The sequence below is a fragment of the Paenibacillus sp. V4I3 genome, assembly GCF_030817215.1.
GTDB lineage: Bacteria > Bacillota > Bacilli > Paenibacillales > NBRC-103111 > Paenibacillus_E.
The window spans coordinates 5,809,102-5,834,769 of sequence record NZ_JAUSZA010000001.1 but is presented as its reverse complement, the minus strand read 5'-3'; the positions used below and the strand labels follow the sequence as shown (position 1 = coordinate 5,834,769).

Sequence of the window (25,668 nt, the reverse complement as noted above, 5' to 3'; positions counted from 1 at the left end):
TCGATATGACAAAAAAAATTAAGTTGCGATCTTTGCTAATTGGAGGGTTCTTCACCCTTCTTTTTGTTGTCCTTATTTCTAAAGTCTATTGGATTCAAGTGGTAGAAGCTTCATGGTTACTAGAGAAAGCCGAGAAGAAATGGGAAACGGATAAGGTGATAAATCCGGTAAGGGGCTCGATCCTGGACCGAAACAATAAAGTGCTTGCCGTGGAAGCAACATCATATACCATTGCACTTAATCCCAAAATGATTGATAGCTTCCATATTGCTGAGGATGTTACGCAAGGATTAGCGGAAATTTTGAAAGAATCGGATGTAACGAAGCCTACGCTTGTCAATAAAATCCGTGAGCGCGCAACGAAAATGAAGCCGGACGGTACGGATTTTGCGGTCTATACAGAGATTAGAAATGAAGGTTGGAAGATTGAGAAAGAGAAGGCAGATCAAGTTCGTGCGTTAATTTCAGTTCTTCAAGCAAAACTCAAGTTAAAAGCAAAAGCTAACGTAGGAATTAGTATTTTAGAAGACAAGAAACGCTATTATCCAGGAGAATCTCTTGCCTCTCATATTCTAGGGTATACGAATAAAGAAGGCGAAGCTGCACTAGGATTAGAGCTTAAACTAGATCAAACCCTTAAGGGTGTTCCTGGGATGTTAAGCTATGAGAAGGACGGGATGGGTGTTGAACTTCCTGATTCCAAGATCAATTTCAAGCCAGCGCAAGACGGGAACAATGTGCGACTCACAATTGATAAAAATATTCAGTTTTATTTGGAGAGCGCGCTTGCAAAAGTAAATGACAAATGGCACCCGAAGAGCCTAACGGCGATTGCTGTTGATCCGCAAACGATGGAAATTCTGGGAATGGCAAATACGCCTACCTTTAACCCCAATACCTATTGGACGATTAAAGATCAAAGTGATTTCAAAAATAATGCGGTAGCCTCTCGTTACGAGCCTGGCTCTACTTTTAAACTAGTGACGTTAGCTGCTACAGTAGAAGAGGGTCTATTTAATCCGAATGAAATGTACCAGTCCGGAAGTATTAAGGTTGAAGATAGAGAGCTTCATGACCATAACCGCGTTGGGTGGGGGAAAATATCTTTCTTAGATGGCCTTAAGCGCTCTAGTAACGTGGCCTTCGTTAAATTGGGTTACGAGAAATTAACTTCTCCAAAGCTCAAAGATTACATTAACAAATTTGGGTTCGATCAAAAAACGAATATTGATATGCCAAATGAAGTCTCCGGTTTAATCGATATGAAATATCCATCTGAGTTTGCAACAGCAACGTATGGACAAGGAAAGGTCGTTGTTACAGCCATCCAACAAACAGCTGCTTATGCTGCAATGGCCAACGGTGGTAAATTGATGTGGCCTCACATTGTTAAGGATATTGTCGATCCGAAAACAGGGAAAAGCATTCAGTCTTTTGCGCCACAAGTCGTTAGGCAGGTCGTGAGTGAAAAGACAGCTAGTCTGGTGAGCGGATATTTAGAACAAGTTGTATCTGACCAAGATATTGGTACAGGTAAGCTTGCATTTATGGAGGACTACCGTGTCGCAGGAAAGACAGGGACAGCTAACTTAGTCCTTCCCGGTGAAAAGACCTATTCCACGGATTCGTGGGTTATTTCCTTTATTGGGTACGCTCCTGCTGAAAATCCTCGTATCTTAGTTACACTGATCGCTGATCAACCTGATCTAGGCGGCAACTATCACTTAGGAGGGCAGGTATTGGCTCCTGCTTTCAAAGAAATTGTTGGTGAATCGCTGCAATATATGGGCGTTGCATCGAATAAGCAAACGAAAATGGTAACGAAGCAAGCGAATAAGCTAACTGTGCCTAATTTTGTAGATGTGACAGCAGAAAGCGCCAAGGCTACAGCAAAGGAGAGCGGTTTGTCACTTGAGGTTTTCGGTAAAGGAGCCAAGGTTGTGGATCAATTTCCGAAAGCAGGTACAGAAATCTTATCTACACAACGAATATATGTTGCGATGCAAACTGTTGACGAAATGCCGCTGCCTAACTTGGTCGGTAGATCACTTCGAGATGCAGTTGAAACCTGTTCCTTCTTTAAAGTAGACTGTCAAACCGCCGGTGAAGGATATGTTTCGGATCAGGCTACTACGGGGGAAGGCGAGGGGAGAAGTGTGACGTTGCAGCTCAAACCATTAAGCGATAAATCATCAACTGCAAGTTCATCAACACTTACACCATCGCCAACGCCGGCGTCGAATACGAAAACAGAAGCGCAGCGATCTACGGCCAAAAAGACACCTTAACGGAGAGCTTGTTCTAACCCCTGTTTGTCCCGAATAGTCATGTTAGGAATGATGTTGACTTATTGGGAAGGGAGACTGAACGTTCATGCGTGTTTCTAACGTTACCGTTCGTCGCAGATTGTTTACTGCGCTCATTATGGGCACTGTCATCTTTACAGCACTTATTCTCCGTCTAGCTTATGTCCAGCTATGGATTGGACAAGACTTGGCGAATAAAGCAGAGGATAGTTGGCGGAGAAAAATAGAATTTGCACCTAAGCGAGGCGAGATTCAAGATCGCAATGGGATAACGATGACCTACAGTATGAGTACACCTACGATAGTGGCTATACCTGTTCAAATTCAAGACGCCCGAAGCACTGCAGCCAAACTTGCCGAAGTGCTGCAAGGGAACGAAGATGACATTTATAAACAAATTACAAAGAAAACATCTCAAAACGATATCAAGCCTTCTGGACGCAAAATAACGGTTGAAAAAGCGCAAGAAGTACGAAATCTTCATCTTCCTGGTATTGTGGTAGCAGAAGACAACAAAAGATACTACCCATTCGGCTCGTTAGCTGCCCATATTCTTGGTTTTGCTGGATTAGATAAAGGGCTGACAGGCATTGAAGCAAAATATAACAGCCAATTGACTGGAATAGCAGGAAGCATATCCTATATGACTGATGCAGCAGGAAGAACGCTGGAAGGGACAACCGATACCTATACGAAGCCTAAAGACGGCCTCAATATGAAGTTGACGATTGATAGTCATCTGCAGTCTGTGTTGGAGAGAGAATTGGATCAGGCCATGGTACAGTACCAGGCTCAGAATGTCATCGCCATCATGATGGATCCCAATAACGGAGAAATTCTTGCCATGGGGAGCAGGCCTACGTATGAACCAGGCAATTATAAGGATTATCCGGCTGAAACTTATAACCGAAACTTACCGATTTGGAAAACATATGAGCCGGGTTCTACCTTCAAAATTATTACACTAGCTGCAGCGTTAGAAGAAAAAAAGGTTGATTTAAAAAATGAACAATTTTACGATCCCGGATTTATTGAGGTCGGAGGGGCTAGACTCCGCTGTTGGAAACGCGGCGGTCATGGCAGTGAAACGATGCTGCAAGTCGTCCAAAACTCCTGTAACCCCGGATTTGTCGTTATGGGACAGCGTTTAGGCAAGGAAAAGTTGTTTGATTACATTTCAAAGTTTGGCTTTGGGAAGAAGACGGGAATTGACCTCGGCGGCGAAGAAAATGGTATTATGTTTAAGCCGTCTCAGGTGGGGCCGGTTGAGCTTGCAACGACGGCATTCGGCCAAGGTGTATCGGTCACTCCGATTCAGCAAATTACGGCTGTCTCTGCGGCAATTAACGGAGGTAAACTTTTTAAGCCGTATGTGGCGAAGTCATTCACGAATCCGGATACAGGTGAGATTGTTGATGTTGTAAAGCCCGAGCTTGTACGCAATGTCGTATCGGAGGAGACATCGAAGCAAGTACGCGAAGCGCTTGAAAGCGTAGTTGCCAAAGGCACAGGACGCAATGCGTTTATCGACGGCTATCGCGTAGGTGGGAAGACGGGAACAGCACAGAAGGTTATTAACGGACGTTATTCGCCGGATGAGCATATTGTCTCCTTCATTGGCTTCGCGCCGGCCGATAATCCAAAGATTGTCATCTATGCGGCTGTGGATGATCCTCAAGGAATTCAATTTGGAGGTCTGATTGCAGCACCACTTGTGAAGAATATGATGGCTGATGCTTTGCGATATATGAAAGTCGAACCTGATAAAAACCAGCTTGATAAAGATTATCGCTATGGTGAAACTCCGGTTGTTGAGGTGCCGGACTTGGTTGGAGCCTCAGTTGATGATATATTAGAAGATCTGAACATGAATTTTAGGTTGGCTAAGTCTGGCAGTGGCAAATATGTGATCAGTCAAGCGCCGAAGCCGGGTTCACGAGTAGACCAAGGCTCTACAATACGCATTTTTCTCTCGAATAATGCGCCACCGCAGTAATGTGGTTTAGTTGGCTGGAAAAAAGATTTTGCAAGTAAGACATGTTTAGCTTTTCCATAGGCATAAAATTGTCAATAATAGGTAGCAATAACATTAAGGAGAGGGTTGCTCATGAAACTTCAGGAGCTTGCTTCCGCACTGCTCATTACCCACATACATGGAGATGCTGAAACAGAGATTACTGGGATTGAAGCAGACTCTCGTAAAATACAAACAGGGGATTTGTTTCTATGTATCCCTGGACTGACAGCAGATGGTCACGATTATGCCCCAAAAGCGATTGCGCTTGGGGCTTCTGCGCTTGTAACGGAAAGATTGCTTGACTTGCCAATTCCTCAGCTTGTTGTGAAAGATGCGAGATATGCGATGGCGGCTTTATCAGCCCATTTTTTTGGCTATCCCAGCAAAGAACTGAAATTAATTGGTATTACGGGTACGAATGGCAAAACGACATCGACCTATTTGATCGAGAAAATATTGCGGGATCAAGGTTTTACGACGGGACTTATGGGAACGATTCAAATGAAAATCGGGGATACCTATACGGAAATGGAGCGCACAACCCAAGAAGCCGTCGATTTACAGCGCAGCTTCCGCCAGATGTGTGAACAAAAGACGGATTATTGTATTATGGAAGTGTCCAGCCATGCCTTGGAATTAGGTCGCGTGAAGGGTATTCATTTCCGTTCGGGTATTTTCACGAATTTAACACAAGATCATTTAGATTATCACAAAACAATGGATGCTTACGCAGCGGCAAAGGGCCTGCTCTTCTCAAGATTGGGGAATGGTTTCTCAGCTGATCTCAAGGAGCGCCAGTATGCTATTCTAAATGCGGATGACGATGCTTCCCATACGTTCAGTAAGCTGACAGCCGCACAAATTATTACATATGGTATAGAGAACGAATGTGATGTAAGGGCGACAAATATTCGAATGACAGCCCAAGGCACGGAGTTTCAACTTATTTCCTTTGTGGGAGAGGCTTTTTTCAGAATGAAGCTGGTTGGTAAATTCAACGTGTACAATGCGCTCGGGTCCATTGCTGCGGCACTGGCGGAAGGGATTCCACTTGAAGCGGTCCGGAATAGTTTAGAAGATATTTCGGTAGTAGATGGCCGTATGGAGGTTGTGAATGAGGGACAGGATTACTTAGTCTTGGTTGACTATGCTCATACCCCAGATGGACTAGAGAATGCCTTGTCTACTGTACGTGACTTTGCAGAAGGTAAGGTAATCACTGTGTTTGGCTGCGGTGGTGACCGTGATCGAACGAAACGTCCTCTTATGGGTAAGGTTACGGCTAAGTATAGTGATTATTTATATGTGACTTCAGATAATCCGCGTATGGAAAATCCAGATGCCATTCTGGATGATATCGTTCCTGGTCTAAAAGAGGTTAATTACCCAAAGGAACAGTATGAATTAATCGTGGATCGCAAAAAAGCGATACAAAAGGCTATTGAAGGGGCAGGCCCTAAGGATGTAATATTGATAGCGGGAAAAGGCCACGAAACGTATCAGGATGTCATGGGGGTCAAGCATGATTTCGATGATCGATTGGTGGCTAAGGCTGCGATAAGGGGGAGAGGACGATGATAGAGCGCACGTTGGAACAAATGACAGACATGCTAGGCGTTGAAAGTGTGCTGGTGACCTCGACGTCAGCTGAAAGGCACATTCCAATAATAGGCATATCTACCGACACGCGTACAATACGACCGGGAAGTTTGTTTGTGCCGCTGATCGGGGATCATTTCGATGGTCACGCTTATGCCTCAGAGGCTTACAGCAAGGGTGCTGCGGCTGCATTATGGCAAGATGACCATCCTCACCCCCCAGAAGGCATGCCGATCATTCGCGTCAAGGATACGCTAATAGCCCTGCAGCAGTTAGCTAAGTCTTACCGCAAGCAGCTGCCGGTTCGCATTATTGGTATCACGGGGAGTAATGGCAAAACGACGACCAAAGATTTAGTTGCGGCCGTATTGGGCAGTACGTTTCAAGTGCATAAAACAAAGGGAAACCTGAATAATCATATTGGTTTACCGCTCACGCTGCTTGAGCTTGAAGAGACTACGGAATTCGCCGTTGTCGAGATGGGGATGAGTGGACGTGGCGAAATCGAGCTGCTATCCAATCTGGCCGAGCCGGAAGCGTCGATCATTACGATGATTGGCGAATCGCACATGCTTCAGCTTGGCTCGCGGGATGAAATTGCTCGGGCTAAGGCCGAGATCGTTAGCGGAATGCCGAGCGGTGGGCTATTCATCTACAACGGCGACGAGCCACTGATTGAACAGGCCCTCGCGGAGCGAGGCCTGCCAGAAGGGCTGCGCCGTATCCGCTTTGGCAGCGGCACGGGCAATGATCTGTTCCCGACCGACATCCGGATGGATGCGGACGGGGCGTACTTCCAGATCAATTCACCGGGTTACCCGGAAATGTTCATTCCCTTGCTCGGCACGCATAATGTGATTAATGCGTTAGCAGCCATTGCCATCGGCGAAGCCTTCGGCGTCTCGCCTGAGGGAATTGCAGCGGGGCTTCGCTCACTGCAGATGACAAGCATGCGCATCGAGAAGCTGACAGCAGCCTCAGGGCTGACTGTGCTTAACGATGCGTATAACGCCAGCCCGGCATCCATGCGGGCTGCGATCGATTTGACCGAGCAGCTGCGCGGCTTCGGTCGCAAGTTCCTCGTGCTCGGCGACATGCTGGAGCTTGGCGAGCACGAAGAGCAGTTCCATCGCGGCATTGGTGCGATGCTGTCTCCAGAACGTGTAGACTACGTCTTCACGTTCGGCCGTCTTGGCCGCTTCATCGCGGATGAAGCGGCTGATCGGTTCCCGAAGGCGTGCGTGCGCGCCTTCGATGACAAAGAGCGGCTCGCGGCAGAGCTCGGGGCTGAGGTCCGATCCGATGACCTTGTGCTCGTAAAAGGATCGCGAGGCATGCGTCTCGAGCATGTGGTTAATGCCTTACTCGCCTAGATGGCGTTTTGTTATTAATTATAGGATGAAACAGTAGATCGTTTTCGAAAGACGAAAACGAGCAGGGGGAACCAACGTGGAAAACGCAATTTTATTAACGATGGGCGTAGCTTTTGTGCTTGCGCTTATTATGGGACCGCTTTTTATACCCATTTTGCGGCGTATGAAATTCGGGCAGCAAATACGTGAGGATGGCCCGCAAGGGCATCTGAAAAAACAAGGGACACCGACCATGGGCGGAATCATCATTTTACTCGCGCTGGCCCTTGCTACGCTTCGTTTTGCCGATAAAAATACGGATCTTCTAATCCTGTTAATAGCCTCTTTAGGCTATGGATTAGTTGGCTTTCTCGACGATTATATCAAAATTATTTTCAAGCGCTCACTCGGTCTAACAGCGAAACAAAAGCTGTTCGGTCAGCTCTTGATCTCCGCCATCGTTTGTTACCTGCTTGTCATGCAAGGACATAGCACGGACTTATATATTCCATTTGTGGCGTTCCACTTCAACCCAGGCTGGTTGTACTTCCCGTTAATGGCAATTCTGATGTTGGGTGCATCGAATGCGGTGAATTTTACAGATGGTCTTGATGGACTGCTTGCAGGGACAAGTGCCATTGCATTTGGTGCTTATACCGTTATTGCTATGAATAATACACAGCCGGAAGCGGCTATTTTTTCGGCAGCCATGGTTGGTGCCGTACTCGGTTTTCTCGTTTTTAATGCGCATCCAGCCAAAGTATTTATGGGTGACACAGGATCGCTCGGGATTGGTGGCGGCCTTGTGGCTGTTGCCATTTTAACGAAAGCGGAGCTGCTGCTTGCCATTGTTGGCGGAGTGTTCTTGGTTGAAATTCTTTCTGTTGTGATTCAAGTTGTTTCTTTCAAGACAAGAGGTAAGCGTGTTTTCAAAATGAGTCCGATCCACCACCACTTCGAATTGGTTGGTTGGTCGGAATGGCGTGTTGTTATCACATTCTGGGTCGTAGGTCTCGTACTTGCTGTACTCGGATTATATATGAATGAGGTGTTGTAGAGCATGAAGCATCCGCGGGATTATCGTGGACTTGAAGTGATTATTTTGGGCTTGGCTCGCAGCGGTGTCGCTGCGGCTAAGCTTTTTCATCAAAAAGGAGCCTTGGTCACGGTCAACGACAAAAAAGAGCGAAGCGCATGCCCTGAAGCCGACGAATTAGAGGCTCTGGGTATTTCTGTTGTATGCGGCTTTCACCCGGAGTCCTTGGTGCATGCGGGCGTTTCTCTCGTTGTGAAAAACCCGGGAATTCCGTATACGGTAGAGCCGATTCGCAAAGCAGAAGAGCTGGGAATCGAAGTCGTGACTGAGGTTGAGGTTGCTTATCAATTCTGTGAAGCACCAATAATTGGCATAACAGGTTCGAATGGCAAGACCACAACGACAACATTAATTGGTTTAATGCTGGACGCAGCTGGTTTATCTCCCGTTGTAGCGGGTAATATTGGGCGAGCGTTAACCGAGGCTGTGCCTGAAGTTACAGCTGATAATTGGATGGTTGTTGAGCTCAGCAGCTTTCAACTGAAAGGAACGACTTCGTTCCGACCAACGATTGCACTTTTGTTAAATGTGTACGAAACTCATCTGGATTATCATGGTTCAATGGATGACTATATCGCTTCGAAAGCTAAATTATTTGCGAATCAAACCGAAGAAGATACGGCCATCCTGAATTGGGATGATGAGGTGTGTCAGTCTATAATTCCTAGTCTGAAGGCTAAACTGTTCCCTTTTTCTATGAAAGAGAAGCTCGCTCTTGGCGTCTACTTCGATGTAGAGACTGAGGTTATTGTTTACGCAAACGGGCTAGGCCAAGTGCAGCCAATTATGCCGGCAAGTGAAATGAGGATCCCGGGCAGCTTTAACGTCGAGAACGCGCTAGCAGCGGCGGCAGCAGCCATTACTGCGGGTGTTCAGCTAGATGCCATATCAGATGTGCTAAGGAGCTTCCAAGGCGTAGAACACCGTCTGGAGCTCGTTAGAGAGCTGAAGGAAGTGACCTTCTATAACAATTCCAAAGCAACGAATGCAGCGGCTTCCATAAAGTCGATTGAGGCGTTCAACCAACGTGTTGTTCTGATTGCAGGAGGTTTGGATCGAGGGTCGGATTATATGGAACTTCTGCCTACTTTCCGGGAGCGGATTAAAGGTATCGTTACCTTAGGTCAAACGAAAGAGAAAATTACGCATATTGCCGAGTTGGCAGGGATTAGCCGCATTCAAACCGTCGATACTGCTAAGGATGCAGCGGACGCGGTGTCGCAAGCCGTTCAGCTAGCCTGGCAAATGAGTGAACCTGGAGATATTGTTTTACTTTCACCTGCTTGTGCAAGCTGGGATATGTTCCCCTCCTATGAGGACAGGGGACGCATGTTTAAGGAGTCCGTGCATAACCTTTAAATAGGGCTTATCCACATATGCTGTCTGGTTGGCGATACTGTCGCTGCTTGTTGGTATGTATCATGGATGACGCCCACAACACACGAAGAGGTGTCTGTTATGGGTAAAGCACGGTCCGCTCCTGACATTTGGATTATTGTTCCAACCTTGTTGCTTTTGACAATTGGCGTTATTATGGTTTACAGCGCGAGCAGTGTTCTTGCGTTTCGCGAATTTGGCGACTCCCTGTACTACTTGAAACGTCAATTTATATTTGCTGTTTTGGGTGTTATCGCCATGTTTTTTACGATGAATGTTGATTATTTAGTTTGGAAAAGGTTTGCCCGAGTAGCGCTTTTTATTTGCTTTGCCATGTTGATTATCGTTCTGATTCCCGGCATCGGGGTTGTTCGTGGTGGGGCTAGAAGCTGGTTAGGTATAGGTGCCTTTGGTATTCAGCCGTCCGAATTTATGAAAATTGGGATGATTCTCTATCTATCCAACATGTTATCCGAAAACCAAGCGAAAATAACATTATTCAGAAAAGGCTTATTGCCACCGCTTGGTATCATGGGCTTAGCGTTCGGTCTCATTATGCTGCAGCCTGACCTTGGAACAGGTGCCGTTCTCGTCGGAGCCTCGCTGCTCATTATCTACACATCAGGGGCGAGATTGCTTCATCTCTCGTATCTGGGTATGATAGGAGTTGCGGGTTTTATCGGGCTCGTCATTGCCGCCCCATACCGTTTGAAGCGAATTACAGCATTCTTGGATCCATGGCAGGACCCCTTAGGTGCAGGTTATCAGTCGATTCAATCGCTCTATGCTATTGGACCTGGAGGTCTTGTAGGGCTTGGTCTAGGTATGAGCCGCCAGAAGTACAGCTATTTGCCAGAGCCGCAAACTGACTTCATTTTCTCCATTATTGCTGAGGAACTTGGATTTATCGGCGGTACGCTTGTACTGCTGCTCTTTACGATTCTTGTATGGCGCGGAATGCGGGCAGCTATTACAGCACCGGATACGTTTGCCAGTTTGATCGCTGTAGGCATTATCGGTATGATTGCCGTTCAAGTCATTATTAATATAGGTGTTGTTATTGGGATGTTCCCGGTAACCGGCATTACTTTACCATTCATAAGTGCAGGAGGGTCTTCATTGACGCTTATGCTGACATCGGTCGGCATCCTGCTCAATATATCCCGCTATTCGAGGTGACAGGGGAATGAAAACGATTGTCTTTACCGGAGGAGGCTCCGCAGGACATGTTACACCTAACATAGCGCTGATGCACAAGCTTGCGCAGTTAGGTTGGGAAATTAAATACATAGGTTCAGCTACGGGCATCGAGAAAGACATCATTGAACGCGAAGGGGTACCTTTTTATTCGATTTCGTCTGGAAAATTACGTCGATATTTTGATCTGAAAAATTTCAAAGACCCTTTCAAAGTGATGAAAGGCGTCTATGAGTCTTATAGATTGCTCCGTCGTTTGAAGCCCGCCATCGTCTTTTCGAAGGGCGGGTTCGTTTCCGTCCCGGTCGTTCTTGGCAGTCGAATGAACAAGATTCCGGTGATTATTCATGAGTCGGATATAACGCCAGGCCTTGCGAACAAAATTTCAATTCCTTTTGCAACCAAGGTTTGCGTTACCTTTCCGGAGTCCTTACAGCATGTTCAAAGAGACAAGGCAGAGCTGACAGGTTTACCGATTCGTGAACACATTCTCAGTGGTAAAGCGTCTCGCGCTTACCAGCTTTGTGATTTTCATACGCAGAAACCAGTCATTTTGGTGATGGGCGGCAGCCTAGGCTCGCAAGTGATAAACCAAGCCGTCAGAGGCAACCTAAGGCGATTACTAGCTCAGTTTCAGATCGTACACCTATGCGGGAAAGGCAATATTGCGTCAGAGCTTGCCAATACCCGGGGGTATAAACAATTTGAATATTTAAATGAGGAGCTCCCAGATATTTTGGCCATGACAGAGCTTGTTATTTCCCGGGCTGGTGCCACATCTATTTATGAATTTTTAGTCATGGAAAAGCCGATGCTGCTTATTCCTTTATCGCTGCAGGCAAGTCGAGGAGACCAGATTCTAAATGCGGAGTCATTTCAGAAAGCTGGCTACGCGGACGTTCTACAAGAAGATGCTTTAACAGCCGATACGCTCGCAGAGCGTGTGGAGGCTCTTCATGCAAATCGAGAGGCCCACAAGGCAGCGATGCAATCACGCAAAGAAAGCGATGCAGTTGCATCGATCGTAAAACTGATTGAAACCTATAGCTTATCGACTTGATTTTGCTAAACCGAATTGGCGATTGTCACACTCTATCCGATCTTACATAAACTACACTATAACCGTGACAGACACCTAAGGCTTAATATGGCGCCAAACAACGAAGACCGGCCATCTTCGACTCGGTCCGTATTATGAAATTATGAAGCTTGAAGCTGCTTTTCAAGATAATTTCGCCCTACGTTCTGTGAAGGAGGTTTTCCCATGCAACAGTTAATATCCGACTTACAGGCAGCAAATATTGGCGAGATTCGAACGAATGAACGACTAGCCCCTTACACGACATGGAAAATCGGCGGTCCGGCTGATTGCCTCGTTATCCCCCAAACGAAAGAGCAGGTAGCTGCTGCCATCCTATTTCTATATGAACGCGGTGTTCCATGGACGGTCATCGGAAGAGGATCCAATCTGCTTGTAAGTGATAAAGGCATTAGAGGGGTCGTTATTAAACTTGGCAATGCGTTAGAAACGCTTCGCTTTGATGGTGCGATGGTCTACGCAGGTGGTTCCTATTCGTTCATTAAATTGTCCGTACTAGCGGCCAAAGAGGGTTTAACCGGACTGGAGTTTGCTTCTGGCATTCCCGGTTCTGTGGGAGGCGCCGTCTACATGAATGCAGGGGCTCATGGGTCCGATGTGTCACGCATACTCAAGCAGGCTGAAGTCATCCTGGACACAGGGGAATTGGTCACTATGCAGGCGGAGGATTTGCGGTATGCCTATCGACATTCCATTCTGCAAACATTGCCCGGCATTGTAACGGAAGCTGTCTTTGAATTACAGGTTGGAGAGCGCAAAGAAATTGCCGGTGCTATGGCGGCTTACCGCGATCGGCGTCGGCGTACTCAACCCGGCCAATTAGCTTGCGCAGGAAGTGTATTCCGCAACCCCGAAGGGGGATTCGCAGCTAAGCTTATCGAAGATGCCGGCCTGAAAGGCAAACGTGTCGGTGGAGCGGAAATCTCTACGCTTCACGCCAATTTCATTGTTAATACCGGAGATGCTACAGCCGAGGACGTTCTTACTCTCATAGGCGAGGTACAGCTAATCGTACAGAAACAGTACGGCATATCGCTAGTACCGGAAGTTCTGATGTTGGGTGAGAGGTAAATCGGAGGTGGAACTTTGGAGAAGCTCGTTATCGAAGGTGGAAGACCTCTTACGGGAGCCATCCAGATACACGGCGCGAAAAACGCCGCATTACCAATTTTAGCAGCCTGCATCCTGGCTAGCGGCACTCATACTCTGCATAATGTTCCTAATTTGCTCGATATCGACACCATGCTGCGCATTCTTCGCGCGCTGGGCTGTCGTGCTGAGCAGCAAGGGGATACGGTATCTATCACAACATCCACAGCTCATTCCTCTCATATCCCAGAAGAATTAATGGGGCAGATGCGTTCCTCCATCTTTCTAATGGGTCCGCTACTCGCTAGATTCGGCAGTGTTACGGTATATCAACCGGGTGGCTGCGCGATCGGTGAACGTAAAATCGATTTGCACCTTAAAGGTTTGCAGGCTCTCGGGGCCAACATTGAAGAATGCGCCAATAAAATTGTTTGCACGGCAGATTCTCTGTACGGCAGCGAGATTGTGCTAGACTTCCCAAGTGTTGGAGCTACGGAAAATATTATGATGGCTGCTGTCAAAGCAGAAGGCATCACAACGATTTACAACGCTGCCCGTGAACCTGAGATTCAGGATTTGCAAAACTTCCTGAACGCGATGGGCGCCGATGTTATTGGCGCAGGTACGGACACCATAACGATTCGCGGAGTGGAGTCATTATCTCCTTGTGCATATCGCATCATACCCGATCGCATTGTAGCAGGAACATTCCTTGTTGCAGCAGCTGCGACTAAAGGGAACATTACGTTGGAAAAGGTGAACCCTGCTCATCTAACCTCGGTCATTCATGTCCTTAAGCGCGCAGGTGTTCAAATCATCACGGACGGTGATATAATACATGTAAGCTGTCCAACAAGACCGAAGGCGGTCGAACGTATTGTTACTTCACCGCATCCGTCCTTTCCAACGGATCTTCAATCCCAAGTTATGGTGCTGTTATCTCTAGCAGATGGACTAAGCGTAATGAAAGAAACGATATTCGAAGGTAGATTTAAGCACGTTGATGAACTTTCCCGTATGGGAGCGGATATCCGTGTAGATATGAGCTCAGCCTTTATCCGAGGGGTTCCGAGGTTATATGGAGCTACGGTTGAAGCGACTGATTTGCGAGCCGGTGCAGCGCTTGTCATTGCCGGTCTGGCTGCGCATGGCACAACGATCGTTGAGCAAATTCATCATATTGATAGAGGCTATGATAGAATTGAACATATGCTTTCCATGCTGGGAGCCTCCGTGCATCGCCAATCACCCGTTCCAAGCGAGTAGAATGTTTGAATGACTTCCGCGGATCCCTTCCTGCTTGCAGGTGGGGATACACGGTTTTCATTTGTTTGTCATACACAAATAATAGGTGGTGCCCATTTTGTCTGAAGACCGCAAAGTACCCACTCTGCCTGTCCCTAAGCCGCGTGCGCGTACAAATCGGAAGCTGCTCATTTTCTTATTCGTTTTTTTCATCACAGTTCTTATTATTTTGTTTTTTCAATCATCCCTTAGCCGAATTAGTGCCATTGAAGTTGAAGGAAATGAACTTATGGCATCCGAAGTAATTGGACAAGCTAGTCAAATTGCGGTTGGTGATCGTTTCTTTGCCGTTAGCTCACAGGCTACCCAGCAGCGCATTGCCAAGATGCCCATGATCAAAACGGCAGTCGTGAAGAAGCATTTTCCAGGCATTATCCGTATTATTGTGGAAGAATTCCCTAAAGTGGCGTTCCAAATTGGAGCAGATGGTAAGAAGCAGGCTGTGCTAGCTGATGGCGCTGTCGTGCAGCTTTCTGCAGGAAGCATTCCTTTGGACATGCCTATTTTGACAGGGTGGACAGACGGAGATCCGAACAAGGCCGCACTTTGTAAAGTGCTTGGTGAAATCCCGGAGAGTGCGCTTTCTGACATATCCGAAATTAAACCGGACCCGTCGGAACCATACCCTGACAAGATCAAACTGTATACAAGATCTCAATTCGAAGTGTATACAACGATTGCCTATTTACCAGAGAAAATTGACAATCTGCCTGCCTATATAGCAAGCTTACAAGAAGATCATATTACGAGTGGTGTTATCAAAATGCTAGAAGTAGAGTATCACGCTCCTTTCGAACCGAATGAAGAGTCCAAAAATGAAGCTAACAACGCATCCGGTCAGAAGGCGGGGGGCAATTCACCAAGTCCTACACCCGATTCGAACAAAGATGGGGGTAAGACAAGCCCGAAGCCGACTCCAAAAGCGACGCCCAAAACGCCGCCAAAGGAAACAGTGCGTCCTTCCTGACAAAAAAACGTTTAATGGGCTACTCAATCACTTAAAATAATGTTAAAATTAGATTTATGGTTAATTAGGTATCTATCAGTTCGTTAGATTGTTTTAAGTAGTTACTAGACAGGATCTATATCATTTTCTCATCATTAAGACTAGATATGTAAACGACTTTTTTTACTGGCAAAAAAAATGTAGAAAAAAGAGGGAATATGGCGGTTGTGTGGAATACGTATAGAAGTATTTGTGATGAATTCACTTTATTACCCAAGTTACAGGAGGTGCCAGGGGCTTGAGCAACAATGACATCATTGTTAGTTTAGACATCGGTACATCCAAGGTTCGAGCTATTATTGGGGAAGTCGTAAACGGAACCATTAATATAATAGGTGTGGGATCTGCCGAGTCAGAGGGTATTCGTAAAGGCGCAATTGTTGATATTGATCAAACTGTGAATTCAATTCGCAGCGCTGTCGATCATGCTGAACGAATGGTCGGCGTACAAATTTCCGAGGTTTACGTAGGAATTTCAGGTAATCATATTGCTCTTCAATCTAGTCATGGTGTTGTCGCTGTTTCTAATGAAGACCGAGAAATCGGAGAAGAGGATATCGATCGTGTTATTCAGGCGGCCAGAGTCATCGCATTACCTCCCGAACGTGAAATTATTGGAGTTGTACCTAAGCAATATTTAGTAGATGGGCAAGAAGGCATTAATGATCCTCGTGGCATGATTGGTGTTCGCTTAGAAGTGGAAGCGACAATTATCACTGGAGCGAAGACAGGGATACATAATTTAATCCGTGTTGTGGAAAAATCCGAACTGAAGGTTGCAGGCCTCATCTTGATGTCTCTCGCATCTGGGCAGTTAGCTTTATCCAAGGATGAGAAAGCTGTTGGAACGGTTCTGGGTTGATGTAGGAGCAGGGGCAGCAACAATTGCAGTATTTGAACAAGGTAATCTTGTGGCTACGTCGACGATTCAAATCGGTGGCGAGTACATCAGTAATGATATCGCAATTGGACTCCGGACTCAGCTCGAAATCGCAGAGAAAATAAAGCTGAAATACGGTTGTGCTTCTGTAGATGATTCAGCGCCTGATCAAGTATTTAAGGTTACGAGAATGGGAAGCAATGTGGAAAAAGAGTTTTCGCAAGTAGACCTCGCGAATATCATTGAACCCCGCGTTGAAGAAATTTTCCAAATGATCCGTGCGGAAGTTCATCGTTTGGGTTATGGTGATTTAGCTGGTGGTTATGTGCTTACAGGCGGAACCGTTTGTATGCCGGGCATACTTGCGGTCGCACAAGCTGAACTCGCAACATCTGTACGCATCGCTGTTCCGGATTTCATTGGAGTACGTGATCCTTCCTACACTAGTGGCGTTGGTATCATTCAATTCGTATCCAAATACATGAAAAATCGGAATTCAGGTTTCTCAAAGAAAGTAGTAACGAAGTCAACAGCAAAAAAATCCTCCGATAGTAATAAACCAGGTTTTCTTGAACGGGTAAAAAATTTTTTCAGTGAATTTATATAGTGAACGCAAAGTTAGGGGGATATGACTCACATGTTTGAATTTGATATGGATTTAGACCAATTGGCTCAAATAAAAGTCATCGGTGTTGGTGGCGGCGGAAGCAATGCAGTAAACCGAATGATCGAGAACGGTGTTAAAGGCGTTGAGTTTATCACCGTGAATACAGATGCTCAAGCTTTACACTTAGCTAAGTCTGTGCATAAATTACAAATCGGGGATAAACTGACACGCGGTCTTGGTGCAGGTGCGAACCCTGAAGTAGGTAAGAAAGCGGCAGAAGAGTCAAGGGAGACAATTCTGAATACACTTCGCGGCGCAGACATGGTATTCGTTACAGCAGGCATGGGTGGCGGTACGGGTACTGGAGCTGCACCTGTTATTGCTGAGATCGCCAAAGAAGTAGGCGCTTTAACAGTAGGTGTAGTTACTCGTCCTTTCACGTTCGAAGGACGCAAACGCTCTTTGCAAGCTGAGCAAGGTATTGCAGCATTGAAAGAGAAGGTAGACACGCTTATTATTATCCCGAATGACCGTCTTTTAGAGATTGTTGATAAGAAGACACCTATGCTCGAAGCTTTCCGCGAAGCGGATAACGTACTTCGTCAAGGTGTACAAGGGATCTCAGACTTAATTGCTGTGCCTGGACTTATCAATCTGGATTTTGCAGATGTCAAAACGATTATGACTGAACGCGGCTCAGCACTCATGGGTATCGGTGTGGCAACAGGTGAGAATCGTGCAGCTGAAGCAGCCAAAAAAGCGATCTCCAGTCCTTTGTTGGAAACTTCCATTGAAGGAGCTCGCGGGGTTCTGATGAACATTACGGGTGGCGTGAATCTCAGCTTGTACGAAGTCAATGAAGCAGCTGATATCGTTGCATCTGCATCTGATATCGAAGTGAATATGATTTTCGGAGCTGTCATTGATGACAAACTCAAGGATGAAATTCTTGTTACTGTTATTGCAACTGGTTTTGAGCATAAGGCAGCACCTGTTCATCAACCGATCAAACGTCCTGGCACGGGTCAACCAGAAACTCCTGCTCCAGACAATCGGTTAAACAACTTGAAACCTTTTGGTTCACAACCATCCAACGACCAATTAGATATTCCGACGTTTCTGCGTAATCGCGGACGGAATACCGACAAATAGTTACATAATAGTTGTAAAGAGACCGAAGCCCTACATGATGTAGAGGCTTCGGTTTTTTGTTGTTCTTAGGGCTTTTCTAGCTTGGGATAGGCCGCGTCAACTGACAAAAAAAGTATCATCCTACTAGCAAGTTTAGACAGACTTTGAATTTAGATTCCCATATACTGATTTAGAACCTTAAAGTTTCGTCAGAAAAATTACTATAAAAGCATCCGTCTTGGAGGTGAGGAAATTGTGGTCGTCTATGCGGATCTCATTTTCCTGCTGAACTTTCTGATGGATGCGGCCATGCTTATCGTAACGGCTAAAACGCGGAAAATATCGTTCAAGTGGTGGAGAATCGTAGGTTCGTCGGTTTTGGGAGCTTCCTATGTGGTCATTATGTTCTTGCCAGTGCCGTTGTTTCTTTTTACATTTTCTGTGAAATGTATGTTCTGTATCGGTATGATTATGACTGCTTTTGGTTTTGGCTCCTTACAAAATTTATTGAGAAACATCGGAACGTTCCTTTTAGTGAATTTTGCTGTAGCCGGTGGTATGTTCGGCATTCATTATGTACTGGCATCCTCATCCGATGTGATGGAGGGGATTGTGTTTACGCAAACAGGTGTGGCCATGTTTCAGATGAAGGTTGGAGGCATCCTGTTTGTGCTCATGCTGCTGCTGCCTTTGCTATGGTGGTTCAGAACGGTGTTTCAGAGTTCGAAGCAGCGTGAGGTGTTAACATCTTATTTGGCGGAAGTAACGATTCATGTGGGTGATTATACAGCCTCTTGCAAAGGTTTAATAGATACGGGAAATCAATTGTATGACCCGTTAACACGAACCCCTGTAATGGTAATGGAAGTGTCTGAGTGGGGGGATGTATTGCCTGTAGAATGGCTCCAAAGGATTAGATCGGCAGATGTTGATCAGATCATAAGTGGTTTGGGTGTGGAGGAATTTATATGGCAGGATCGCTTGCGTCTCGTGCCATACCGTGGTGTTAATCGGAATACCCAATTCATGCTGGCCATTAAACCGGATAAGGTGGTGATCACCCATAATCATTTGCAAATTGAGGCGTCTAAGGTGCTTATCGGACTCGACGGAGGAAAGCTTTGCAGTGACGGCACTTATCAAGCGATTATCCATCCAGCTTTGATTTCAGCAGGATAGCGCTTTCAAATTGGAAAGTGAGTAATAAGTAACGTAAACCACTTCTTCGGTTTAGGAAATTTGTTTTGCGAGAAGCAAAACTCTACATATGCTTACGATGCCAGTTTTCCTGCGGAAAACTCAGCCTATGCTTACGATGAAAGTTTTGCTAACGCAAAACTCAGCGAATGCTTACGAAGTCAGTTTTGCATACGCAAAACTCTTAGGAGGAAACTAACATGTTCTTGAAGTGGAAAATGCTCTTTCAACTAGCGTATTATCGTATTTTAATGCTATTAGGTCTTAAAGGCGAAGAAATCTATTACATTGGTGGTAGTGAAGCTTTACCGCCCCCACTTACGAGAGAAGAAGAAGAGTACTTATTGGAAAAGTTACCGTCCGGGGATGCTGCTGTGCGAGCTATGCTGATTGAGCGCAACCTGAGATTGGTTGTCTATATAGCTAGAAAATTCGAAAACACTGGCATCAATATCGAGGATTTGGTTTCTATCGGTGCTATCGGCCTAATTAAAGCAGTGAACACTTTTGACCCGGAGAAAAAGATCAAGCTAGCTACATATGCTTCCCGCTGTATTGAAAATGAAATTCTTATGTACTTAAGACGAAACAGTAAAATACGTACGGAAGTTTCTTTCGATGAACCACTAAACATTGATTGGGACGGAAATGAGCTTCTGTTATCTGATGTTTTAGGGACCGAAAATGATACAATTTACAGAAATATTGAAGAACAGGTAGATCGAAAGCTGCTGCATAAAGCACTTGATAAGTTAACAGAACGAGAACGCATCATTATGGAGCTCCGTTTTGGCCTGCAAGACGGGGAGGAAAAAACGCAAAAGGACGTCGCTGATTTATTGGGCATTTCACAATCGTATATCTCCAGATTGGAAAAGCGTATTATTAAAAGGCTTCGTAAAGAATTTAATAAGATGGTCTGAAAAATATTTTTTGACGGCTCATGTTGAAATTGTTCAGCAGTCACGGGAGGGAGCAAGTCGAAACCCTTTTGTCAAGTAGCTCCATAAGGGATAGGACAGGAATAAATCAACCGCTCACGGGGATAATTAACAGTAATGTTTCTCCTTGGGAGGTAATCACGGTGACCCGAAATAAAGTTGAGATATGTGGTGTTGATACCGCCAAACTGCCTGTTCTGACCAATGCTGAAATGCGCGAACTGTTCTCTGATTTGCAGACGAAACAGGAGCGAGCTGCAAGAGAGAAATTGGTCAATGGGAACCTAAGGTTAGTTCTAAGTGTGATCCAGCGGTTCAACAATCGCGGAGAGTATGTGGACGATCTCTTCCAAGTTGGCTGTATTGGTTTGATGAAAGCCATTGATAACTTTGATTTAAGTCAAAATGTTAAGTTCTCGACCTATGCTGTACCGATGATTATAGGTGAGATTCGCCGCTACTTACGAGATAATAACCCGATTCGCGTTTCTCGTTCCTTAAGAGATATTGCTTACAAAGCTTTGCAAGTCAGAGACAGCTTAACGAATCAGAATTCACGCGAACCTACGATCTATGAAATCTCCGAGGCCCTTAATGTGCCTAAGGAGGACGTGGTATTCGCGCTTGATGCCATCCAAGACCCCGTATCCTTATTCGAACCGATTTACCATGATGGCGGAGATCCCATCTATGTCATGGACCAGATCAGTGATGAGCGCAATAAGGACATGTCGTGGATTGAAGGAATTGCTCTTCGTGAAGCAATGCGTAAACTAAATGCTAGGGAGAAGATGATTCTCTCCATGCGCTTTTTTGAAGGGAAAACGCAGATGGAGGTTGCCGATGAGATTGGCATTTCCCAAGCTCAGGTTTCCAGACTTGAGAAATCTGCGATCTGTCAGATGCAGAAACATGTGAAATCGTAATTAACATAAAGACTGGATCGGCTGTGACAAGCCGTGAAGGTCTTTTTTTGGTTTTCAGGACATTTTGCCCACACCGCACATATACTAGTACAAAATCAGTTAAAAATCCTAATGAGATTCGTGGTGAATAGCCTCATGAAAATATCTGATTTCCAGACGAAGGATGTAATCAATATTGTCGATGGTAAAAAGCTCGGGCAAATCAGTGATTTGGAGCTTGATCTGCGTCAGGGTCGTATCGAATCGATTGTTGTACCCAATCAAAGCCGATTTTTCGGGTTGTTTGGTTCAGGGACAGATGTCATCATACCTTGGAAACATATTGTGAAAATCGGTGCAGATGTCGTTCTTGTGAAATTGGAAGACGTCCGGCCTTATCGTCAAACGGATGATAACGAAGGTGTTTATGAGTTCAATCAGCAATTCCGAAATTGACGGAAGGCACACGAGCGAAGGCCGCTGCTTCATGGGCAGGCCAAAGCAAACATCGTGTGTCTTTTTATTTTGTGCTAAAGTAAAAGGAGTAAAGATCCAAATGTGGGGAGAGAGCAACCGTGGAACCATTTGTGAAACAAGCGAAAGAAGATGGGCCAGTCCTATTTACGATAGCAAGCTGGATGGAGCAATACAATGAATTGACTGTTGGTTTTACGTCCCGCCATGGAGGAGTGAGTCAGGGATCCTATTCAACGCTCAATTGCGGACTGCATGTGAACGATGCGCCTGAACATGTGGCGAGGAATCGTGAGTTGATCGCTGAGGCCGTAGGACTGCCGTTTGAAGCATTCACGTATGCAGAACAGGTACATGGTAACGAAGTCACTGTAGTAAGCCTACAGGAAAAGGGAATGGGCAGAGCTTCCAGGGAAACGGCCATTCAAGCGAGGGACGGATTCATTACAAATGAGAAAGGAATCGTTCTTTGTGCGCAATTTGCAGATTGTGTACCGTTATTTTTCTACGATCCTGTTAAGCGTGTTGCCGGGCTTGCTCATGCAGGTTGGAAAGGCACGGTGTTAAACATTTCCATGGCTACTATATCCTTAATGACACATACTTTTGGTAGTCAAGCCACAGACATTCGCGCGGCAATTGGTCCATCCATAAGAGCCTGCTGCTATGAGGTTGATGAGACTGTAGCTAATCGTGTAAACCATGTACTTGCGGATGTCAAAGCATCATCAGAAGAGCGTCAAGTTGTTATGGTCGACAAAGGAAATGGCAAGTATATGCTGAATTTGCAAGAATTGAACCGAAAATTGTTACTGCAAGCAGGAATTTTGTCGTCCCATATCGAAGTATCACAGTTATGTACGAGTTGTAGCACTGATCTCTTTTTTTCACATCGAAAAGAAGGCGGTTCTACAGGAAGAATGATTGCTTGGATAGGTCTTCTTTGAGGAGATGGATGCAAGCGAAGCGTTGAATTGAGGTGTCTTCATAAGTGAGTATACTAGCCCGTAAAGATGAGGTTGAAGCCCGTGTCGCCGCAGCTTGTAAGCGGTCTGGACGGAGTGAGAACGAAGTTAAGATGATTGCTGTAACGAAATATGTTTCCTTAGAGACGACCAAAAGCGTTTTGGATGCAGGACTTCTGCACATCGGGGAAAATCGCTGGCAGGATGTAAAGCCGAAGTGGGAAGCGCTCCACGAACGGGGAACATGGCATTTCATTGGGCATTTGCAAACGAATAAAGTAAAGGACGTCATTGGCAAATTCGCCTACATTCACTCGTTGGATCGGATATCTCTGGCCAAAGAACTGGACAAGCAGGCTGCAGCTTTGGGAATTGAAGTGAACTGTTTATTGCAAGTGAACGTTTCCGGCGAAGAATCAAAGTATGGTATTGCACCTGAGCATTTCTTCGATTTTGCTACAGAAGTTAGTGGGCTAAAACATATACATATCACAGGTTTGATGACCATGGCTCCCTATGAGATGGAGGCCGATGCAACAAGACCTGTCTTCCGTGGATTGCGAGAATTGCGAGACCGTCTGAATGAGCGGAGAATTTTCCCATACGAAATTACGGAGTTATCCATGGGCATGTCTGGAGACTTTGAAGTAGCAATTGAAGAAGGTGCAACTTGGGTTCGTTTGGGCACTATTTTGGTGGGGAAAGAACTTTAGATAACCTGATTTAAGAACATGATAAGGAGGGAACTATAGTGGGTGTTTATAACCGATTTATGAATTTTCTTGGGCTGCAAGAAGAGGAAGAGGTTGTGGAGCGGGAGCGCATTGTGGAAGCAACAGAAGAACCTGAAACCAATCCTTATGAATTACGTAATAAAAATAAGGCGAATGTCGTCAGCATTCATTCACAGAAAAATGCACGTGTTGTGCTAAGTGAACCTCGAACCTATGAAGAGACGCAGGATATTGCAGATCATCTTCGCTCCAGAAGAGCTGTGATTGTCAATTTGCAGCGAGTTCGTGGTGATCAAGCCATACGTATCGTAGATTTCTTAAGCGGGACGGTATATGCTTTGAATGGGTCTATATCCAAACTAGGACCAAATATCTTCCTCTGTACACCAGATTCAGTTGATATTCATGGTCACATCTCCGAGATGATGGGTGAAGAATAGGCACATATCCTAACACAGAGGTGGATGCATACGTGAATTACGTTCACTATTATCTTAGTATTTTGATGGAAATTTATTATTTCATGATTATCGGCTATTTGATCCTGTCATGGTTTCCTAATGCACGTGATAGCTTCGTTGGAGGACTCCTTGGGAAATTGGTTGAACCGTATTTAAGCCCTTTCCGGAAAATTATTCCTAGCATCGGAATGATTGATCTCTCACCAATTGTGGCCTTAATCGCACTGCGATTTGTGGTTATGGGGATTATGGCTGTTCTCGATTTCATTGTGGGGTTGTTCTAACATTGCCAAAAGAACTCTATGGTCATTTTCATTCGGATGAACACCATTTTGTCGATAAAGCCTGGGATTGGGTGGAACGGGCAGCTGAGCAGCATGCTGTGAAGCTAACGGATTTTCTAGATCCCAGACAAGCTTTTATACTGACATCACTCGTTAATCGACACCCAGATGTCCACTGCCGTCTAGATGGCGGATATTCGGCCGCCGAACGAAAAAGAGCTCTGATTGCCCCAGATTACCGATCTTTGGATGGGGAAGATATGGCGATGGCGGTCTTGTCCGTTTCTTCCGGAGACGGCAAATTTCTAACATTAGAACATGGAGATTACATGGGCGCCATTCTTGGACTCGGCATGAAGCGAGACAAGGTTGGCGATATTCATGTTATAGAGGGCGGCTGCCATTGTTTGGTTACCCAGGATGCTGCGGATTACCTGCATTTGAATTTGTCCCAGGTACATAGGGTTCATGTACAAACAGAACTGCTGTCTTTAGATAAGCTGGAACTCGCTCAAATACAATTGGACGAGCTGAACCTGTCTGTTGCATCAATGCGTATGGACGGGATTGTGAGCGATGTATTCAGGCTTAGCCGTGCTAAAATATTGGTTCCCATTCAAGCTGGCCGCTGCCGCGTCAATTGGAAGCTGGAGGAAGATCCTAGTAAGCCCCTTAAAGAGGGAGATATGGTGTCTTTGCAAGGATTTGGTAGATTCAAGGTGCTTGAAGTGGAAGGCGTAACGAAAAAAGGGCGAATTCGTGTGAAGATCGGCAAATTTGCATGAAAGTGGAACATTTATCCACGAACTTTGCAGGAATTGCTTATTTTCTGTCGAACTGATTCAGTATAGATGTGGGTTCAAACTAGCTTTCTTAGAAGAAAGCTCAGCTTATGCTTACGAAGTCAGTTTTGCTGCGCAAAACGCTAAGGAGGGGCACTGATGCCATTAACACCGCTAGATATACATAATAAGGAGTTTTCCCGCTCGTTCCGCGGTTATGATGAAGATCAAGTGAATGAATTCCTGGATCAAGTCATTAAGGATTACGAGGCATTGATTCGTGAGAATAAAGACTTACACAATCAAACGGTGACTCTGCAGGAACGTTTGGATCATTTCACGAATATTGAGGAATCACTTAGTAAAACGATTATCGTTGCTCAAGAAGCTGCGGATGAAGTGAGAAGCAATGCTAAGAAAGAAGCACAGCTGATCTTGAAGGAAGCTGAGAAGAATGCAGATCGGATTATTAACGAATCCTTGACGCGTTCACGCAAGGTTGCTTTGGAGATTGAAGAGTTGAAGAAACAAGCCTCCATTTATCGCACACGCTTCCGTACGCTGCTTGAAGCACAATTAGAGCTGCTCAACACGGAAGGCTGGCAAAGTATGCAGTTTGAAAATAAAGAAGAGTAGGAATCGATGATTAGGTTGCTGTCTTATTGACTATGCCTAACGAATTGGTTATACTCCTGTTAAATGTATCTCAGTAAAGCTATGACTGGAACGAGTAGGTCGAATTTAGCAGTGTCAGCGAATTAGGGTATTGGTGTGAGCCTAATCTCTGCAGCGTACCGAATATCCCCCAGGAGCGTCTCTTGAAGCGAGTAGAGAGAAACGGGTCATGCCGTTACACATGATCGA

Annotated in this window: 22 protein-coding genes, 1 pseudogene and 1 other annotated feature (1 of these 24 only partly in view); all 23 genes and pseudogenes read left to right on the top strand. The window is 45.5% G+C overall.

All coding sequences use genetic code 11. The features are described 5' to 3' along the window. The first annotated feature begins 5 nt into the window (after window positions 1–5). The 23 genes and pseudogenes from QFZ77_RS27220 (at window position 6) to QFZ77_RS27110 (ending at window position 25,440) form a co-directional block, all read left to right on the top strand. Window positions 6–2,288, top strand: a complete 2,283-nt coding sequence (locus QFZ77_RS27220; protein WP_307444254.1) for a penicillin-binding transpeptidase domain-containing protein — start codon at window positions 6–8, stop codon at window positions 2,286–2,288. Window positions 2,289–2,373: 85 nt separating this feature from the next. Next, the gene (locus QFZ77_RS27215; protein ID WP_307444253.1) at window positions 2,374–4,302 is read left to right on the top strand and encodes a stage V sporulation protein D; all 1,929 of its coding nucleotides are present in this window, start codon (window positions 2,374–2,376) and stop codon (window positions 4,300–4,302) included. 111 nt (window positions 4,303–4,413) lie between these two features. Next, window positions 4,414–5,901, top strand: coding sequence for a UDP-N-acetylmuramoyl-L-alanyl-D-glutamate--2,6-diaminopimelate ligase (locus QFZ77_RS27210; RefSeq protein ID WP_307444251.1), 1,488 nt, complete (start codon window positions 4,414–4,416; stop codon window positions 5,899–5,901). Continuing rightward, window positions 5,898–7,295 carry a UDP-N-acetylmuramoyl-tripeptide--D-alanyl-D-alanine ligase gene (locus QFZ77_RS27205; RefSeq protein WP_307444250.1) on the top strand — a complete coding sequence of 466 codons (1,398 nt, stop codon included), beginning with the start codon at window positions 5,898–5,900 and terminating at the stop codon, window positions 7,293–7,295. Before QFZ77_RS27210 ends, QFZ77_RS27205 begins: the two co-directional genes overlap by 4 nt. A gap of 100 nt (window positions 7,296–7,395) precedes the next feature. Beyond that, window positions 7,396–8,331, top strand: a complete 936-nt coding sequence (gene mraY, locus QFZ77_RS27200) for a phospho-N-acetylmuramoyl-pentapeptide-transferase (RefSeq protein ID WP_307449882.1) — start codon at window positions 7,396–7,398, stop codon at window positions 8,329–8,331. 3 nt (window positions 8,332–8,334) lie between these two features. Beyond that, window positions 8,335–9,729: a UDP-N-acetylmuramoyl-L-alanine--D-glutamate ligase gene (gene murD, locus QFZ77_RS27195; RefSeq protein WP_307444248.1), complete on the top strand. Its 1,395-nt coding sequence runs from the start codon at window positions 8,335–8,337 to the stop codon at window positions 9,727–9,729. 99 nt (window positions 9,730–9,828) lie between these two features. Continuing rightward, on the top strand, window positions 9,829–10,926 hold the full coding sequence (spoVE, locus tag QFZ77_RS27190; RefSeq protein ID WP_307444247.1) for a stage V sporulation protein E: 1,098 nt from the start codon (window positions 9,829–9,831) through the stop codon (window positions 10,924–10,926). A gap of 7 nt (window positions 10,927–10,933) precedes the next feature. Then, complete coding sequence (locus QFZ77_RS27185; protein ID WP_307444245.1) at window positions 10,934–12,004, top strand: undecaprenyldiphospho-muramoylpentapeptide beta-N-acetylglucosaminyltransferase; 1,071 nt, start codon at window positions 10,934–10,936, stop codon at window positions 12,002–12,004. Between the two features lie 204 nt (window positions 12,005–12,208). Further along, complete coding sequence (murB, locus tag QFZ77_RS27180; protein ID WP_307444244.1) at window positions 12,209–13,114, top strand: UDP-N-acetylmuramate dehydrogenase; 906 nt, start codon at window positions 12,209–12,211, stop codon at window positions 13,112–13,114. Between the two features lie 15 nt (window positions 13,115–13,129). Then, a complete protein-coding gene (gene murA / locus QFZ77_RS27175; protein WP_307444242.1) occupies window positions 13,130–14,398 on the top strand; it encodes a UDP-N-acetylglucosamine 1-carboxyvinyltransferase in 1,269 nt (422 codons plus the stop codon). 97 nt (window positions 14,399–14,495) lie between these two features. Continuing rightward, window positions 14,496–15,404, top strand: a complete 909-nt coding sequence (locus QFZ77_RS27170; protein WP_307444240.1) for a cell division protein FtsQ/DivIB — start codon at window positions 14,496–14,498, stop codon at window positions 15,402–15,404. Between the two features lie 277 nt (window positions 15,405–15,681). Further along, window positions 15,682–16,930: pseudogene (gene ftsA / locus QFZ77_RS27165) on the top strand (cell division protein FtsA). A gap of 30 nt (window positions 16,931–16,960) precedes the next feature. Further along, a complete protein-coding gene (ftsZ, locus tag QFZ77_RS27160) occupies window positions 16,961–18,082 on the top strand; it encodes a cell division protein FtsZ (RefSeq protein ID WP_029196512.1) in 1,122 nt (373 codons plus the stop codon). A gap of 234 nt (window positions 18,083–18,316) precedes the next feature. After that, window positions 18,317–19,240, top strand: a complete 924-nt coding sequence (gene spoIIGA / locus QFZ77_RS27155; protein ID WP_307444238.1) for a sigma-E processing peptidase SpoIIGA — start codon at window positions 18,317–18,319, stop codon at window positions 19,238–19,240. A 218-nt stretch (window positions 19,241–19,458) separates the two neighbouring features. Then, the gene (sigE, locus tag QFZ77_RS27150) at window positions 19,459–20,181 is read left to right on the top strand and encodes an RNA polymerase sporulation sigma factor SigE (protein ID WP_047672364.1); all 723 of its coding nucleotides are present in this window, start codon (window positions 19,459–19,461) and stop codon (window positions 20,179–20,181) included. Window positions 20,182–20,342: 161 nt separating this feature from the next. Continuing rightward, entirely contained in the window at window positions 20,343–21,125 is a 783-nt protein-coding gene (sigG, locus tag QFZ77_RS27145) for an RNA polymerase sporulation sigma factor SigG (RefSeq protein WP_057303043.1), read from the top strand. Window positions 21,126–21,260: 135 nt separating this feature from the next. Next, complete coding sequence (locus QFZ77_RS27140; RefSeq protein ID WP_047672367.1) at window positions 21,261–21,560, top strand: YlmC/YmxH family sporulation protein; 300 nt, start codon at window positions 21,261–21,263, stop codon at window positions 21,558–21,560. A 119-nt stretch (window positions 21,561–21,679) separates the two neighbouring features. Further along, complete coding sequence (pgeF, locus tag QFZ77_RS27135; RefSeq protein ID WP_307444232.1) at window positions 21,680–22,525, top strand: peptidoglycan editing factor PgeF; 846 nt, start codon at window positions 21,680–21,682, stop codon at window positions 22,523–22,525. A 44-nt stretch (window positions 22,526–22,569) separates the two neighbouring features. After that, entirely contained in the window at window positions 22,570–23,256 is a 687-nt protein-coding gene (locus tag QFZ77_RS27130; protein WP_307444231.1) for a YggS family pyridoxal phosphate-dependent enzyme, read from the top strand. 38 nt (window positions 23,257–23,294) lie between these two features. Then, window positions 23,295–23,717 (top strand): cell division protein SepF, encoded by a 423-nt coding sequence (locus QFZ77_RS27125; RefSeq protein WP_171648417.1) that lies wholly within the window; start codon window positions 23,295–23,297, stop codon window positions 23,715–23,717. A gap of 65 nt (window positions 23,718–23,782) precedes the next feature. Next, complete coding sequence (locus tag QFZ77_RS27120) at window positions 23,783–24,022, top strand: YggT family protein (RefSeq protein ID WP_373462771.1); 240 nt, start codon at window positions 23,783–23,785, stop codon at window positions 24,020–24,022. Window positions 24,023–24,024: 2 nt separating this feature from the next. Continuing rightward, window positions 24,025–24,807, top strand: coding sequence for a YlmH family RNA-binding protein (locus QFZ77_RS27115; RefSeq protein ID WP_307444227.1), 783 nt, complete (start codon window positions 24,025–24,027; stop codon window positions 24,805–24,807). Window positions 24,808–24,963: 156 nt separating this feature from the next. Beyond that, window positions 24,964–25,440: a DivIVA domain-containing protein gene (locus tag QFZ77_RS27110; protein ID WP_029196502.1), complete on the top strand. Its 477-nt coding sequence runs from the start codon at window positions 24,964–24,966 to the stop codon at window positions 25,438–25,440. A gap of 72 nt (window positions 25,441–25,512) precedes the next feature. Next, window positions 25,513–25,668: a binding site (T-box leader), on the top strand (it continues 93 nt past the right edge of the window).

Bases quoted from the DNA above. Each gene is read 5' to 3' on its own strand.
- QFZ77_RS27220 (WP_307444254.1), top strand. From the start codon at position 6: ATGACAAAAAAAATTAAGTTGCGATCTTTGCTAATTGGAGGGTTCTTC.
- QFZ77_RS27215 (WP_307444253.1), top strand. From the start codon at position 2,374: ATGCGTGTTTCTAACGTTACCGTTCGTCGCAGATTGTTTACTGCGCTC.
- QFZ77_RS27210 (WP_307444251.1), top strand. From the start codon at position 4,414: ATGAAACTTCAGGAGCTTGCTTCCGCACTGCTCATTACCCACATACAT.
- QFZ77_RS27205 (WP_307444250.1), top strand. From the start codon at position 5,898: ATGATAGAGCGCACGTTGGAACAAATGACAGACATGCTAGGCGTTGAA.
- mraY (WP_307449882.1), top strand. From the start codon at position 7,396: ATGGGCGTAGCTTTTGTGCTTGCGCTTATTATGGGACCGCTTTTTATA.
- murD (WP_307444248.1), top strand. From the start codon at position 8,335: ATGAAGCATCCGCGGGATTATCGTGGACTTGAAGTGATTATTTTGGGC.
- spoVE (WP_307444247.1), top strand. From the start codon at position 9,829: ATGGGTAAAGCACGGTCCGCTCCTGACATTTGGATTATTGTTCCAACC.
- QFZ77_RS27185 (WP_307444245.1), top strand. From the start codon at position 10,934: ATGAAAACGATTGTCTTTACCGGAGGAGGCTCCGCAGGACATGTTACA.
- murB (WP_307444244.1), top strand. From the start codon at position 12,209: ATGCAACAGTTAATATCCGACTTACAGGCAGCAAATATTGGCGAGATT.
- ftsZ (WP_029196512.1), top strand. From the start codon at position 16,961: ATGTTTGAATTTGATATGGATTTAGACCAATTGGCTCAAATAAAAGTC.
- sigE (WP_047672364.1), top strand. From the start codon at position 19,459: ATGTTCTTGAAGTGGAAAATGCTCTTTCAACTAGCGTATTATCGTATT.
- QFZ77_RS27140 (WP_047672367.1), top strand. From the start codon at position 21,261: ATGAAAATATCTGATTTCCAGACGAAGGATGTAATCAATATTGTCGAT.
- QFZ77_RS27120 (WP_373462771.1), top strand. From the start codon at position 23,783: ATGGAAATTTATTATTTCATGATTATCGGCTATTTGATCCTGTCATGG.
- QFZ77_RS27110 (WP_029196502.1), top strand. From the start codon at position 24,964: ATGCCATTAACACCGCTAGATATACATAATAAGGAGTTTTCCCGCTCG.